At 67.2% G+C, this 14119-nt stretch carries 13 protein-coding genes; 10 read left to right on the top strand and 3 right to left on the bottom strand.

All coding sequences use genetic code 11. The annotated features are described in order from the left end of the window. The first annotated feature begins 88 nt into the window (after positions 1 to 88). From OU419_RS28455 to OU419_RS28425, 7 genes are all read left to right on the top strand, one after another. Positions 89 to 1699: a 5-guanidino-2-oxopentanoate decarboxylase gene (locus OU419_RS28455; RefSeq protein WP_254469622.1), complete on the top strand. Its 1611-nt coding sequence runs from the start codon at positions 89 to 91 to the stop codon at positions 1697 to 1699. Between the two features lie 149 nt (positions 1700 to 1848). Next, complete coding sequence (locus tag OU419_RS28450; RefSeq protein ID WP_254469621.1) at positions 1849 to 3039, top strand: pyridoxal phosphate-dependent aminotransferase; 1191 nt, start codon at positions 1849 to 1851, stop codon at positions 3037 to 3039. Further along, positions 3032 to 4450, top strand: coding sequence for an aldehyde dehydrogenase family protein (locus OU419_RS28445; RefSeq protein WP_254469620.1), 1419 nt, complete (start codon positions 3032 to 3034; stop codon positions 4448 to 4450). Before OU419_RS28450 ends, OU419_RS28445 begins: the two co-directional genes overlap by 8 nt. Before the next feature lie 55 nt (positions 4451 to 4505). After that, a complete protein-coding gene (locus OU419_RS28440; RefSeq protein ID WP_254469619.1) occupies positions 4506 to 5210 on the top strand; it encodes an NAD(P)H-dependent oxidoreductase in 705 nt (234 codons plus the stop codon). Positions 5211 to 5482: 272 nt separating this feature from the next. Further along, positions 5483 to 6418, top strand: a complete 936-nt coding sequence (locus tag OU419_RS28435; protein ID WP_254469618.1) for a LysR family transcriptional regulator — start codon at positions 5483 to 5485, stop codon at positions 6416 to 6418. 182 nt (positions 6419 to 6600) lie between these two features. After that, positions 6601 to 6795, top strand: a complete 195-nt coding sequence (locus OU419_RS28430) for a hypothetical protein (RefSeq protein ID WP_254469617.1) — start codon at positions 6601 to 6603, stop codon at positions 6793 to 6795. A gap of 400 nt (positions 6796 to 7195) precedes the next feature. Then, complete coding sequence (locus OU419_RS28425) at positions 7196 to 8194, top strand: hypothetical protein (protein WP_254469616.1); 999 nt, start codon at positions 7196 to 7198, stop codon at positions 8192 to 8194. Here the strand turns inward: OU419_RS28425 and OU419_RS28420 are convergent. Together OU419_RS28420 and OU419_RS28415 are read right to left on the bottom strand one after the other, a co-directional pair. After that, on the bottom strand, positions 8176 to 9510 hold the full coding sequence (locus OU419_RS28420; protein WP_254469615.1) for a sigma-54-dependent transcriptional regulator: 1335 nt from the start codon (positions 9508 to 9510) through the stop codon (positions 8176 to 8178). The two genes, OU419_RS28425 and OU419_RS28420, sit on opposite strands and share 19 nt — an antisense overlap. 3 nt (positions 9511 to 9513) lie before the next feature. Then, complete coding sequence (locus OU419_RS28415) at positions 9514 to 11271, bottom strand: sensor histidine kinase (RefSeq protein WP_254469614.1); 1758 nt, start codon at positions 11269 to 11271, stop codon at positions 9514 to 9516. A 113-nt stretch (positions 11272 to 11384) separates the two neighbouring features. Between OU419_RS28415 and OU419_RS28410 the strand changes: the two genes are divergently transcribed. Both OU419_RS28410 and OU419_RS28405 read left to right on the top strand, forming a co-directional pair. After that, on the top strand, positions 11385 to 12263 hold the full coding sequence (locus OU419_RS28410; RefSeq protein ID WP_254469613.1) for an alpha/beta fold hydrolase: 879 nt from the start codon (positions 11385 to 11387) through the stop codon (positions 12261 to 12263). Beyond that, positions 12260 to 12613 (top strand): DUF7079 family protein, encoded by a 354-nt coding sequence (locus OU419_RS28405; protein WP_254469612.1) that lies wholly within the window; start codon positions 12260 to 12262, stop codon positions 12611 to 12613. Before OU419_RS28410 ends, OU419_RS28405 begins: the two co-directional genes overlap by 4 nt. A gap of 1 nt (position 12614) precedes the next feature. Here OU419_RS28405 and OU419_RS28400 read toward each other — a convergent pair whose 3' ends face one another. Further along, positions 12615 to 13091 (bottom strand): DUF3301 domain-containing protein, encoded by a 477-nt coding sequence (locus OU419_RS28400; RefSeq protein ID WP_254470319.1) that lies wholly within the window; start codon positions 13089 to 13091, stop codon positions 12615 to 12617. 121 nt (positions 13092 to 13212) lie between these two features. Between OU419_RS28400 and pdxY the strand changes: the two genes are divergently transcribed. Beyond that, the gene (gene pdxY / locus OU419_RS28395; RefSeq protein WP_254469611.1) at positions 13213 to 14082 is read left to right on the top strand and encodes a pyridoxal kinase PdxY; all 870 of its coding nucleotides are present in this window, start codon (positions 13213 to 13215) and stop codon (positions 14080 to 14082) included. Positions 14083 to 14119: the final 37 nt, after the last annotated feature.

The following is a 14119-nucleotide window of genomic DNA, read 5'->3' as shown; positions in this document are numbered from 1 at the left end:
GCACGCCGGACCTTCGGCGTCGACCCCAACGAGTAGGGCGAATAACCGCTCGCGGTTATCCGCCGAAGAACAATTCGGGAGATCGTTCATGCAAAACGACAAGACCCTCACCGGCGGCCAGGCCCTGGTACGCCTGCTGGCCAACTACGGCGTCGACACCGTGTTCGGCATTCCCGGCGTGCACACCCTGGAGCTGTACCGCGGCCTGCCCGGTAGCGGCATCCGCCATGTGCTGACTCGCCACGAGCAGGGCGCCGGCTTCATGGCCGACGGTTATGCGCGGGTCAGCGGCAAGCCGGGCGTGGCCTTCATCATCACCGGCCCAGGGGTGACCAACGCCGCCACCGCCATCGGCCAGGCCTATGCCGACTCGATCCCGATGCTGGTGATCTCCAGCGTCAACCACACCGCCAGCCTGGGTAAGGGCTGGGGCTGCCTGCACGAGACCCAGGACCAGCGCGCGATGACCGCGCCGATCACCGCGTTCTCCGCCGTCGCCTTGAGCGCCGAGGATTTGCCCGAGCTGATCGCCCGCGCCTACGCCGTGTTCGACAGCGAGCGCCCGCGTCCGGTGCATATCTCCGTGCCGCTGGACGTGCTGGCCAACCCGGTCGCCCGCGACTGGACCAACGAAGTCGTGCGCCGCGCCGGCCGTGGCCAGCCCAGCAGCGAAGCGCTCAAGCAGGCTGTGGATAAACTCCAGGCCGCCCAGCGCCCGATGATCATCGCCGGCGGCGGCGCGCTGCATGCCGCCGATACCCTGGCCGCGCTGAGCGAGCGCCTGGCCGCACCGCTGTTCACCAGCGTCGCCGGCAAGGGCCTGCTGGCGCCGGAAGCGCCGCTGTCCGCGGGCGCCACGCTGTGCACCCAGGCCGGTTGGGACATGATCGCCGAGGCCGATGTGGTCCTCGCCATCGGCACCGAAATGGCCGACACCGACTACTGGCGCGAGCGCCTGCCGCTCACCGGCGAGGTGATTCGCGTCGACATCGATTCGCGCAAGTTCAACGACTTCTACCCGAGCGCCGTGGCGCTGCTGGGCGACGCCAAGGCCACCGCCGAGGCGCTGCTCGCCGCATTGCCGGGCGCGGCCCGTGACGCGGCAAAGGCACAGTCGCGCATCGCCGAGCTGCGCGCGCAGATCGACGCCGGCCACGCGCCGTTGCAACGGATCCACCAGTCGATCCTCGAGCGTATCGCCAAGGTGCTGCCGGACAACGCCTTCATCGCCAGCGACATGACCCAGTTGGCCTACACCGCCAACTACCTGTACCCGAGCAAGGCCCCGCGCGGCTGGCTGCACCCCACCGGCTACGGCACCCTCGGCTACGGCGTGCCCGCCGGCATCGGCGCCAAGTTCGGCGCGCCGGAGCGTCCGGGCCTGGTGCTGGTGGGCGACGGCGGCTTCCTCTACACCGCCCAGGAACTGGCCACTGCCACCGAAGAGCTGGACAGCCCGCTGGTGGTGCTGCTGTGGAACAACGATGCGCTGGGGCAGATCCGCGACGACATGATCGGCCTGGACATCGAACCCATCGGCGTTCTGCCGCGCAACCCGGACTTCGCCTTGCTCGGCCGCGCCTACGGCTGCGAGATGCGCCAGCCGCAGAGCCTGGACGAACTGGAGGGCGACCTGCGCGCCGGCTTCGCCCATCCCGGCGTCACCCTTATCGAGCTGAAACACGCCTGCGCCCGCTGAGCCAGTCCAATACCTGCCTGCGCTTGCTCATGCTGCGTTGAAAGCAGGCTCAAAATGCTCATTTGGCGCGCCAAACTGCGCTTTTTCGCCTGCTTTCGCCTTGCCTGAGCGGCGCTCAGACAGGCCTTGAACAGGCTCAGGAGAATGGAATGCGATATTCACACTTCACCCAACGCATCGCCGGCGACGGCGCCGCCGCCTGGGACATTCACTACCGCGCCCTGGCGCGCATGGAGAAGGGCGACGACATACTGCTGCTGTCGGTGGGCGACCCGGACTTCGATACCCCGGCGCCCATCGTGCAATCGGCCATCGACAGCCTGCTGGGTGGCAACACCCACTACGCCGACGTGCGCGGCAAGCGCTCGCTGCGCGAAGCCATCGCCCGCCGCCACAGCCAGCGCAGTGGCCAGGCCGTCAGCGCCGATGACGTGGTGGTGCTGGCCGGCGCCCAGTGCGCGCTCTACGCCGTGGCGCAGTGCGTGCTCAACCCGGGCGACGAGGTGATTGTCGCCGAGCCGATGTACGTTACCTACGAAGCGGTGTTCGGCGCGTGCGGCGCCAAGGTGATCCCGGTGTCGGTGCGCTCCGAGCACGGCTTCCGCGTGCAGGCCGAGGACGTCGCCGCGCTGATCACCCCGCGCACCCGCGCCCTGGCCATTAACAGCCCGCACAACCCTTCCGGCGCCAGCCTGCCGCGCGCTACCTGGGAAAAACTGGCCGAGCTGTGCATAACCCACGACCTGTGGATGATTTCCGATGAGGTCTACAGCGAGCTGCTGTTCGACGGCGAGCACATCAGCCCCGCCAGCCTGCCGGGCATGGCCGAGCGCACCGCGACCCTCAACAGTCTGTCCAAGTCCCACGCCATGACTGGCTGGCGCGTGGGCTGGGTGGTTGGCCCGCGCGAGTTGTGCACGCACCTGGAAAACCTCGCGCTGTGCATGCTCTACGGCTCGCCGGACTTCATCCAGGACGCCGCCTGCACCGCGCTCGAAGCGAAGCTGCCGGAACTGGAAGCCATGCGCGAAGCCTATCGCCAGCGCCGCGACCTGGTGATCGATTGCCTGGCCGACTGTGTCGGCGTGCGCGCCCTGCGCCCGGACGGCGGCATGTTCGTGATGGTGGATATCCGCGCCACCGGGCTTTCCGCCCAGGACTTCGCCGACCTGCTGCTGGACCGCCACGGCGTCTCCGTGCTCGCCGGCGAAGCCTTCGGCCCCAGCGCGGCCGGGCACATCCGCCTCGGCCTGGTGCTCGGCGCCGAACCGCTGCGCGAAGCGTGCCGCCGTATTGCCCTGTGCGCCGCCGAGCTGCTCAAGGAAAAACGCTATGCATGACCGTACCCAGCTCTACATCGACGGCGCCTGGGTGGCGCCGCAGGGGCAGGGCATGGCCGAGGTGCAGAACCCGGCCACCGAGGAATGCGTCGGCCGCGTGCCGCTGGGCGGCGAAGCGGACGTGAACCGCGCGGTGGACGCCGCGCGCCGCGCCTTCCCGGCGTGGTCGCAGACCCCGTCCCACGTGCGCGCCGGCTACATCCGCGCGCTGGCCGAGCAACTGAAGAATCGCGCCGAGGAAATGGCCGCGCTGATCACCGCCGAGCTGGGCATGCCGGTGCAGTGGTGCCGCATGGTGCAGGTCGACGGGCCGATCGAGGGCCTGGAAAGCTACGCCGAGATGGCCGCGCACATGGACGAAGTGCGCGAGGTCGGCAATTCGCTGATCGTGAAGGAGGCGGTGGGCGTTTGCGCCTTCATCAACCCCTGGAACTACCCGCTGCACCAGTTGATCGGCAAGCTCGCCCCGGCCCTCGCCGCCGGCTGTACCGTGGTGGTCAAGCCCAGCCAGGACACCCCGCTGCACGCCTTCCTGCTGGCTGATATGGTCCACACCATCGGCCTGCCTGCCGGTGTGTTCAACCTGGTCAGCGGCCCCGGCTCCAAGGTCGGCGAAGCCCTGGCGCGCCACCCGGACGTGGACATGGTGTCGTTCACTGGCTCCACCGGCGCGGGGGTCAAGGTCTCCGAGGCAGCGGCGCCAACGGTCAAGCGTGTGTGCCTGGAACTGGGCGGCAAGTCGCCGTTGCTGATCACCGCCGATGCCGACCTGGCCGCCGCCGTGCGCCACGGCGTGCAGGACGTGATGATCAACTCCGGGCAGACCTGTACCGCGCTGACGCGCATGCTGCTGCCGGCCCATCGCTATGCCGAAGCCGTGGAAATCGCCCGCGCCGAAGCCCTCGCGCTGAAGATGGGCGACCCGCTGGACGCCGACAGCTTCCTCGGCCCGATGTGCTCGGGCGGCCAGCGCCGCACCGTGCTCGATTACATCCGCGTCGGGCAGGAAGAGGGCGCGCAACTGGCCTGCGGCGGCGCCGAGCGTCCGGCTCATCTGGAGCGCGGACATTACGTGCAGCCGACGATCTTTGCCGGCGTGAACAACCAGATGCGCATCGCCCGCGAGGAAATCTTCGGTCCGGTGCTGTGCCTGATTCCCTATGCCGACGAGGCCGAGGCGATCACCATCGCCAACGACTCGCCGTTCGGACTGTCCAGCGCCGTGTGGGCGGGCGACCGCGAAGATGGCTTGCGGCTCGCCCGGCAGATGCGCGCCGGCCAATGCTTCGTCAACGGTGGTGCCTTCAACTACCGGGCGCCATTCGGCGGCTACAAGCAATCCGGCAATGGCCGCGAATGGGGCGAGCAGGGCTTGCACGAGTTCGTCGAGCTAAAAGCCATCCAGCTGTGAATAACTGCCGCTTTTCCCGCAGGAAAGCGGCAGGTTCGAACCTTCAGGAATCCACATGAACGTACTGATCGTCCACGCTCACAACGAACCGCAGTCCTTCAGCACCGCACTGTTCAAACTGGCCGAGGAAACCCTGCGTGGCCAGGGCCATGAGGTGCAGGTCTCGGACCTCTATGCGATGAACTGGAACCCGGTGGCCAGCGCCGCCGATTTCGGTGCGCGCAGCAATCCGGACTACCTCGTGTACGCGCTGGAGCAGCGCGAAGGCGCGAAGAGCCAGACCATCGCCGCCGACATCCAGGCCGAGCTGGACAAGCTGCTCTGGGCGGACCTGGTGATCTTCAACTTCCCGATCTACTGGTTCTCCGCGCCGGCCATCCTCAAGGGCTGGTTCGATCGCGTGCTGGTCTCGGGCATCTGCTACGGCGGCAAGCGTTTCTACGACCAGGGCGGCCTGGCCGGCAAGAAGGCGCTGGTGAGCGTGACCCTCGGCGGGCGCGACCACATGTTCGGCGAGGGTGCCATCCACGGCCCGCTGGAAGACATGCTGCGGCCGATCCTGCGAGGCACCCTGGCCTATACCGGCATGAGCGTGCTGCCGCCGTTCGTGGCCTGGCACGTGCCGTACATCAGCAACGATGCGCGTGTGGACTTCCTGCGCCAGTTCCAGGATCGCCTGCTGCACCTGGAGAGCGACCAGCCGCTGGAATTCGTGCGCCTGGACCAGTTCGACGAGCGCCTCTACCCACTGCCGCGCTGAAGCGCGGGCATGAAAAAGGGCGGTCTTCCGAAGAAGGCCGCCCCTGGAGAAATAGTCAGTCGCTGCAGCCAGGTATGCGCGGGGGAGATGGCTGTCGATTGGTGTATCGGCAGCCGTACGATGGACTGGGTATGCCCAACGTCGCTGCAGCGACTTGGCGGGCACTATACGCGGTAACAATATGTAAAAAACGGCCCTATACTGCGATTCAGTTTTGCGGTGAGGGCAACAATGCCCCACGGCTTCCAGCGTGCCGGACAGCAGGGGGACTCATGGACGTACTTCACGCAATGCGGGCCTTCGTCCGGGTGGTGGACGCCGGCAGCTTCACCGCCGCCGCCAACGCCCTCGGGCTTTCCACCGCCCAGGTTTCCCGTGTGGTCTCCGACCTCGAATCGCAACTCGAAGCGCGCCTGCTGCACCGCACCACCCGCCGCCTGGCGCTGACCGAAACCGGCGAGCGCTACCTGCTGCGCTGCCGGGAAATCCTCGCCGATGTCGATGAAGCCGAGGCCGAGGCCAGCGGCGCGCACCTCAACCCCCGTGGCCGCCTGCGCGTGCACTCGCTGACCGGTCTCGGCCAGCAGCATCTGATCCCGCTGATCTCGCGCTATTGCGAGTCCTTCCCCGAAGTCTACATCGAGCTGACCCTGGCCCAGCGCCACCCGGATATCCTCGAAGAAGGCCAGGATGTGGTGATCACTCGCGACCGCGAACTGCCCGACTCCGAGTTCGTCGCCCAGACTCTCGGCACCATCCACAGCGTGCTCTGCGCCAGTCCCGAATACCTGAAGCGCCGCGGCATTCCGCAGACCGTTGCCGACCTCCACCAGCACCAGTGCCTGCGTCTGCAGGACCCGACCTTCCCGGAAGGCTGGGCCTTCGAGGAAGGCAACGAGGAGAGCGTGATCCGCCCGCGCGACACCTTCATGGTCAATGTCGCCGAGGCGCTTACCGGTGCGGCCAGCGCGGGCATGGGCATCTGTCTGCTGCCCAGCTATGTCGCGGCGCCGGCGCTGCGTCGCCGCACGCTGGTGCGCGTGTTGCCACGGCACACCCTGCACGTGCGGCAGATCTATGCGCTGTACCCGTCGCGGCGTTTCCTCGATGCCAAGATCCGCACCTGGGTAGAGTTCCTCAAGGAGGAGTTGCCCAAGGTGTTCCAGGACGACGAAGCGGTTCTCAACGATCCGGTCAACTGGGCCTGAACCGCACCCTGTCTGCGACAGATCGCCACGGGGCGCTCTGGATCGGGGTTCTTGAACGATCGCCGTTGATTGTTGCTTTTTAGGCAACGCTTTGTTGGTTAGCTAGCTATTTTTCTACTTACTGTTGCGCCGTAACCTTTCTCCAACCCCGACCAATCGGGTGTTCAGAAAGGATCTTCACCATGTCTCGTTCGCTTTATGTTGCTGCCCTGCTGTCCGTTTGCACGCTGTCCTTCACTCAGCTGAGCTTCGCTGAAGAGTCGCGCCTGATGACCGACAAACTGGTCAAGGCCAACGAAGCAGCCATCGCTCAGCAGCAGGCCCAGTCCGCCGAGCAGACTGCCAAGGCCGCCGCCGACAGCCGCTCCGACTCCTGATCGATCGCTTCCCCCGGGAGGCCCGGAGCGTGAGCCGGGCTTCTCAATGCCTTGCGCCGCATAAGACATGCGGCGTTTTTTTTGCCGGGCCGAAATTCGTCTTTTACAAAAGCTGCAACAGTCTTTCCTTGTGGGTGCTCTGTATTCCTGTCTTTTCGGTCAATATACTTGACCCAACAGTGCGATCTTCCCGGTTCGCTGTTCCCGGCCTCACCGCCGGCAAGCTTCCCGACGCCGATTCTTGATTGCTCCAGATCGACGTCTGTCTCAAGGCCGCTGCTTTAGCGGCCTTTTTTTTGCCTGCGGAAAATCTGCGGACCGCTCCCGTGGCGTATCCGCTGCGGGCTGGTAGGCTGGACGGGTTCCGTGCCAAGCGCCGGATTCGACAAGGATGCCGACCATGACCACCGATAACCCCTTTGCCACTCCTCTCGCCGAACTGGCTCCGCCAGCGGACTCGGCCTTGCCCGGGAACCGGCAGCCGCTGCAGTTCGTCGGTGCGATGATGCTTGCATCCGCGCTGCTCTTGCTCGGCACCGTCGGCTCGCAGTGGCTCATGGACCTAGGCGGTTTCCGGGATCGCCTGGAGCAATTCCTGCCGATGATGCTGGCCAACTGGGCCGGCGGGCTGATCCTCCACGCGGCGGCCGTGCTGCTGTTGGCGCACCACCTGCGCGAGCGCTATGACGTGGCCAGGTTCCAGCCGATCGGCGTGCTCCTGGCCGGTTTCGTCGTGCTCTACCTCGTCTTCACCGTTATCGCGAGCACGGCGCTGTCCTACCTGAGCCTGCCGTTCCATGAGTGGGCCTTCGCCAACGCACGCGTTTCCTGGGTACTGCTCTATGGCCAGTTCGAAAGCCTGCTGAACCTGGCGCTGGGCTGCCTGTTGCCCCTGTGGCTGGTCTTGCGCCTGTCGCGCGGGCGCTCGCGGCGATTGGCCGGTGAGCTGAACCTCGGTCTGCCGGCATGGCAGATCGCCCTGGGGCTGGCGCTGGTCGTCGTGGCGCTGCTGTACAGGCTGTTCGCTGCATTGAGTTACACCACGCTGCCGCTGGGCTTTGGCGCGGGATGGCAGTCGATGCTGCTGCTGAGCGGCTGCGTACTGCCGTTCGGGATCGTGATGGCTGCCGTGATTTCGCGTCTGCCGGCGCGGCTCCCGCGCTTCTCCGCCGGGCGGGTGCTGGGCGCCGCGCTGATGCTGCTGGTCATCTGGGGGGCGGCGGGATTGCTGTTGTCGGTCGTGGTAGCCATCGCGGCCTACGCCGCGGCTAGCACCCGCAACCTGCCGTTCTACCTGTTGCCGCCAGCGCTCCTGCTGCTGGCGTGCCTGTGGCCGCTCGCGCGCTGGTGTACCGGCCGCTTCTTCGCCGAGCGGCTTGCTCAGTCTTCGCCCAGGTAATCTCCGCGGCTCAGTCCGTGGCGCTGCATCTTCTCGTTGAGGGTGCGGCGCGGCAGGCCGAGCAGCTCCATCACTGCCTTGATATCGCCCTTGCACTGCGCCAGCGCCTGGCCAATGCACTGTGCCTCGTAGGCTTCCATGCGTTCGAACAGGCCGTTGCCGGCCGGCTCGATGGGGGTGTCGTCGCGGTCCAGCCCGAGTACGTGGCGCTCGGCGGCGTTGGCCAGCTCGCGCACGTTGCCCGGCCAGTCGTGGGCCAGCAGGCGGGCCAGTTGGGTGGCCGATAGTGGCACGCTTTCGCGGCCGAACTTTTCGCAGGCGAGCGTGGCGTAGTGCTCGAACAGCAGCGGCACGTCTTCGCGCCGCTCGCGCAATGGCGGCAGGCGCAGCTCGGCGACGTTCAGGCGGTACACCAGGTCTTCGCGGAAGCGTCCGGCACGTGCTTCTTCCAGCAGGTCCGGCTTGGTCGCGGCGATCACCCGCAGGTCGACCTTGATGCTCTGGTTGGAGCCCAGGCGCTCCAGTTGCTGCTCCTGCAGTACGCGCAGCAGCTTGACCTGCTGGGCCAGCGGCATGCTTTCGATCTCGTCGAGGAACAGGCTGCCGCCGTTGGCGTGTTCCAGCTTGCCGATGCGCTTGCCCTGGGCGCCGGTGAAGGCGCCGCTCTCATGGCCGAACAGTTCGGTCTCGAACAGTTGCTCGGGGATCGCCGCGCAGTTCAGCGCGACAAAGGGCTTGCCGGCGCGCGGACCGAAGTCGTGCAGGCAGCGGGCCACCAGTTCCTTGCCGCTGCCGGTCTCGCCGCGGATCAGCACGTTCACCGGGGTGCCGGCCAATGCCATGATCTGCCGGCGTAGCGCTTCCATCGGCCGCGAGACGCCGAGCAGACGCGATTCGATCTGGTCCTTGAGCGCGGCCTGTTCGCGTAGCTGGCGGTTCTCCTGCACCAGCCGGCGCTTCTCCAGGGCACGGCGCAGGCTGTCGAGCAAGCGTTCGGGGGTGAAGGGTTTTTCGATGAAGTCGTAGGCGCCCTGGCGCATGGCCTGCACCGCCATCGGCACGTCGCCATGCCCGGTGACCATGATCACCGGCAGGTCGCGGTCGAGCTGCTGCAGCCGTTCTAGCAGCGCCAGGCCGTCGGTGCCGGGCATGCGCACATCGCTGATGATCACGGCCGGCAGCTCACGCCCCAGGCTTTTCAGGCATTCGTCGGCACTGCCGCACAGGCGCACCTCGAAGCCGGAGAGTTGCAGCCATTGTTGGACGGCTTCGCGGATGGCGGCTTCGTCATCGACGAAGAGGATGTGCTCGCTCATGGTTCAGCTTTCTTCGGGGGCTACGGGCAGGCACAGGCGGAACGTGGCGCCGCCGGATGCGTGGTTGGCGGCGCTCAGGCTGCCGCCGAGTTCGTGGACGATGCCGTAGGATACCGCCAGCCCGAGGCCCAGTCCTTCGCCAACCGGTTTGGTGGTATAGAACGGGTCGAACACGCTGGCGAGATTTTCCTCGGCGATACCGTGGCCGTTGTCGGCCACTTCCAGGCACCACTGGCTGCCGTCGCGGCGCAGGCCCAGGGTGATGCGCGGCTGTTGGGTGCCCGCCACCGCGTCGAGGGCGTTGCGCAGCAGGTTGACCAGCACCTGCTCCAGGCGGATCGCGTCGCCCAGCACCCAGGCCGGTGTGGTGAGTGTCTGGTCGATCTCCACGCGCTCGTCGCGGATGCGCACGGCTAGCAGGCGCAGCGCCTGTTCGATCACGTGGCCCAGCTCGATGCGCTCGCGCAGGCCGCCGGGCGTCTTGCGGGCGAAGGTCTTGAGGTGCCCGGTGAGCGCGGCCATGCGTTCGAGCAGTTCGTCTACCCGCACCAGCGCCGCGCGGGCTTCGTCCTGGCGACCGGCATCCAGCAACAGGCGCACGCTGGCCAGTTGCATGCGCTGGGCGGTGAGCGGCTGGTTGATTTCGTGGGCCAGCGCCGCGGACATCTGCCCCAGCGCTGCGAGCTTGGCAGCCTGCACGAGGCCATCCTGGGCGGTGCGCAGGGCAGCGGTGCGCTGCTCGACCAGGCGCTCCAGTTCTTCCTGGTTGCGCTGACGCAGCCGGGCCAGTCGCCGCCGTTGCTGCAGCCAGAGGATCAGGAACACCAGCGCCAGCCACACGCCGGCGGCGGCCAGGCGGGCGCTGATGACATCGCTCTGGATGCCGCGGGTGTCGCGCAGCAGGTGCAGGGTCCAGTCGTCTTCCGGCAGGTCGACCGACTGCCAGAGGTATTCGCCGCCGATCTCCTGGCCTTCGACCCGCGCCAGACGGGCGCTGTCGCCAATGCGTTCGAGGTTCCGGTGCGGCAGGGCGCTCAGCGGTTGCCTGTGGTACTGGCGGGTGTCGGCCAGTTCGGCGCGGGCCACGGCGTCCAGCGGCATCAGCTCGCGGTAGCGCCAGCGCGGGTGGTTGGCGAGGAATACGATGCCCTTGCTGTCGCTGACCAGCACGACGTCGGGGGTCTGGCTCCACTGCCGTTCGAGATCGGGAAACTCCAGCTTGACCACGATGGCGCCGAGGAAGCGGCCATCGTCGTCGCGCAGCGCGTTGGACAGGAAGTAGCCGGGAATTCCGCTGGTCACGCCGACGGCATAGAAGCGCCCGGCGCCCTGGGCGATGGTCTGGCGGAAGTAGGGACGAAAGCCATAGTTGTGGCCGACGTAGCTGACCGGCAGGTCCCAGTTGCTCGCCGCCACCGCGAGGCCGGTGTGGTCGAGCAGTTCGAGGGTGGAGGAACGCGCCGCGCTGTTGATTTCCTGTAGCTTCAGGTTGAGCCGGTGTTGCAGCTCGCCGGTCACCGGGCCGCGCATGGCGGCGCGCAGGTCGGGATCCAGGGCGAGGACCGCCGGGATGCTGCGGAAGCGCTCTATCAGGGTGTGCAGGGCGTTGGCGTAGAGGCCGAGCTGCTCGTGGGCGGCCTCCGCTTCGGCGACCAGTGCCCGGTGCCGCGCCTGTTCGCCGGCCCAGTAGACCGCCAGCACGAGGCCGGCCAGCAGGAGCAGGCTGAGCAGGAGGAAACGCAGGGGACGGGGAAGCGGCATGTTCGGCGGCGATTTGCGCAGGATCGTGCGAGGAGGGCGACGATAGCACGTCCGCGTACTGGTTCGGCGTGGCGATGGGTCGTTACACTGCGACGTCCTGACGGAGACCCACCATGCAGTTGCTGTCCTGGACCCACGAAGGGTCCGCCGGTTTCACCTTGCGCGGCTGGCATAGCGCGCCCAGCGGCAAGCCGCTGTTGCACTTCCTCCACGGCAACGGCTTCTGCAGCCGTGCCTACGAGCCCATGCTCAAGTGTCTGGCGGAGGATTTCGATCTCTGGCTGTGCGACGTACAGGGGCACGGCGACAGCGACCACGGCGGCCGTTTTCACGGCTGGAACCGCAATGCGGAAATGGCGGTGGAAGCCTTCGAGGCCGGACGAGAGCCGTTTGGCGATGTGCCGCGCTACGCCTGCGGCCACAGTTTCGGCGGTGTGCTGACCAGCCTGGTGCTGGCGCGCCACCCCGGGTTGTTCCAGCGCGCGGTGCTGCTCGACCCGGTGCTGTTCACCCCGGCGATGATCGGCGTGATGGCGCTTTCGGAGGTACTTGGCCTGCACCAGCGGCGGGCGATGGTGCAGAAGGCGCGTTCGCGCCGCAGCCAGTGGCCGGACCGCGAGGCGGCGTATGCCGGGCTGCATGGCCGGGGCATCTTCAAGGGTTGGACGGACGATGCGCTGTGGGCCTACGTCGAGCATGCGATGAAGCCGGTTGCGGCTGGCGTCGAGCTCAAGTGCCGGCCCAGCCGCGAGGCGGAGATCTTCAGTTCCTTCCCGAAACGCCTGTGGCCGTCGCTGGGCAAGGTAGTCACGCCGACCCAGGTGGTATTCGGCGAGAAAACCTATCCCTTCGTGCCCAAGGCGGTGGCGCGCTGGTGCGCGAGCAACCCGGCGGTCAGTGCCCAGAGCGTGGACGGCGGGCACTGCTTCATGCAGGAGTTCCCCGACGACAGCGCCACGCGCGTCTCGCGCTTCCTGCTCGGGCACGAATGAACGACCCGGTCCGCGAGTCCGTCTGGCTGGCGCTGTCCGAGCTCTGGCTGGATTGCGAACTGGATGGCGCGGATCTCGCCGCCATCGCGGGTACCCTGCGGATCAGCGGCTATGATCCGGACGAGCTGGAGGCGATCTACCGGTTGGAGGTGGCGCCGGTGGTCTGGGTCAATACCTGGGTGACGGCGGGTGTGTGGGATGGCTTCGACCCCGACTGGCTGTTCGAAGCCTGCCGGCGCAACCAGGCGCGGCGGCGCTCCCTCTGGCATCGCGGTCGTTGCCGGCTGCTGCGGCGCGCGATGGTGGCGGCAGCGGAAGAAGACTGGCGGCGGTTGCGGGCGCTGCTCTAGGTCAGTCGCCGACCTGCTTGCCCCGGTGTGCGCGGCGCCATTCGTCCAGGCGCACTACTTCTGCCTTGGGACGTGGCGCCGGGGCGTCGTCGAACACGGCGTCGACGATCTCTTCATCCTGGGAGTCGAAGGTGGCGACCGGCGCGACACTCGCGCGGGGTTCCTGTTCGAAGCGGAACGGCGCCAGTTCGACCCGGGCCAGGTGCTGGCCGAACATCAGGATCCTGCCTGCGTAGCGCTCCTGGCCGGTGGCGGTGAATTCGAAGGCGTATTCCCGGGCCAGACGGCGGTGGCCACGGCCATCGCGCTCGAAGCGGATGCGGTGCAGTGCCATCGCTTCGTCGAGCAGCTCAACGCCTTCGCGCACGCAGTGCTGCTTGGCCAGCGCCAGTGCGCGCTCACGAATGCCGTGGGCACGCCACCACCAGGCGGCGGCCGCGATGACAAGCATGAAGACGAACAGATTGCCCAGGTCCACTTCCAGCATCCTCGGGGTCGGCGTACCAGCTTACTCACTCCGCCGCAGGGCGGCGAGAGGCGGTTGTTCACAGCGTGTGATTTGCGCCCCATACTGCCCCATTCTGTAGCAGGACACCGTTATGCCGCGCACTCCCCACGTACTCGCCATCCAGTCCCATGTCGTGTTCGGCCACGCCGGCAACAGCGCCGCCGAGTTCCCCATGCGCCGCGTCGGGGTGAATGTCTGGCCCCTCAATACCGTGCAGTTTTCCAACCATACCCAGTATGGCCAGTGGACTGGCCAGGTGCTGCCGCCGGAGCAGATTCCCGCTCTGGTGGACGGTATCGCGGCCATCGGCGAGCTGGGTAACTGCGACGCGGTGCTGTCGGGCTATCTGGGCAGCGCGGCGCAGGGGCGTTCCATCCTGGAGGTGGTGCGTCGCATCCGTGAAGTGAACCCGCGCGCGGTGTATCTCTGCGATCCGGTGATGGGCCATCCGGAGAAGGGCTGCATCGTTGCGCCGGAGGTTGGTGAATTCCTGCTCCACGAGGCGGCTGCCGTAGCGGATTATCTTTGCCCGAACCAGCTTGAGCTGGATAGCTTCTGCGACCGGCAGCCGGCTTCGCTGGAGGATTGCGCGGCGATGGCTCGCGGCCTGCTGGCGCGTGGTCCCAAGGCGATTCTGGTGAAGCACCTGAACTATCCGGGCAAGCCTGCGGACGCCTTCGAGATGCTGCTGGTGACTCCGGGCGAGACCTGGCACCTGCGCCGTCCGCTGCTGGCCTTCCCGCGCCAGCCGGTCGGGGTGGGCGACCTGACTTCCGGGTTGTTCCTCGCCCGCCTGCTGCTGGGTGACGATCTGCGCGCGGCCTTCGAGTTCTGCGCGGCGGCGGTGCATGAAGTGCTGCTGGAAACCCAGGCCTGCGGCAGCTACGAGCTGGAGCTGGTGCGGGCGCAGGATCGCATTGCGCATCCGCGGGTGAAGTTCGAGGCAGTGAAGCTGGGCTGAGCCGAGCGCGCCGGGGAGCTTCGTCATGAATGGCTCG

This window comes from Pseudomonas triclosanedens (assembly GCF_026686735.1).
Lineage (GTDB): Bacteria > Pseudomonadota > Gammaproteobacteria > Pseudomonadales > Pseudomonadaceae > Pseudomonas > Pseudomonas triclosanedens.
The sequence above is the reverse complement of the archived record's forward strand: the minus strand, read 5'-3'. Positions and strand labels throughout refer to the sequence as shown.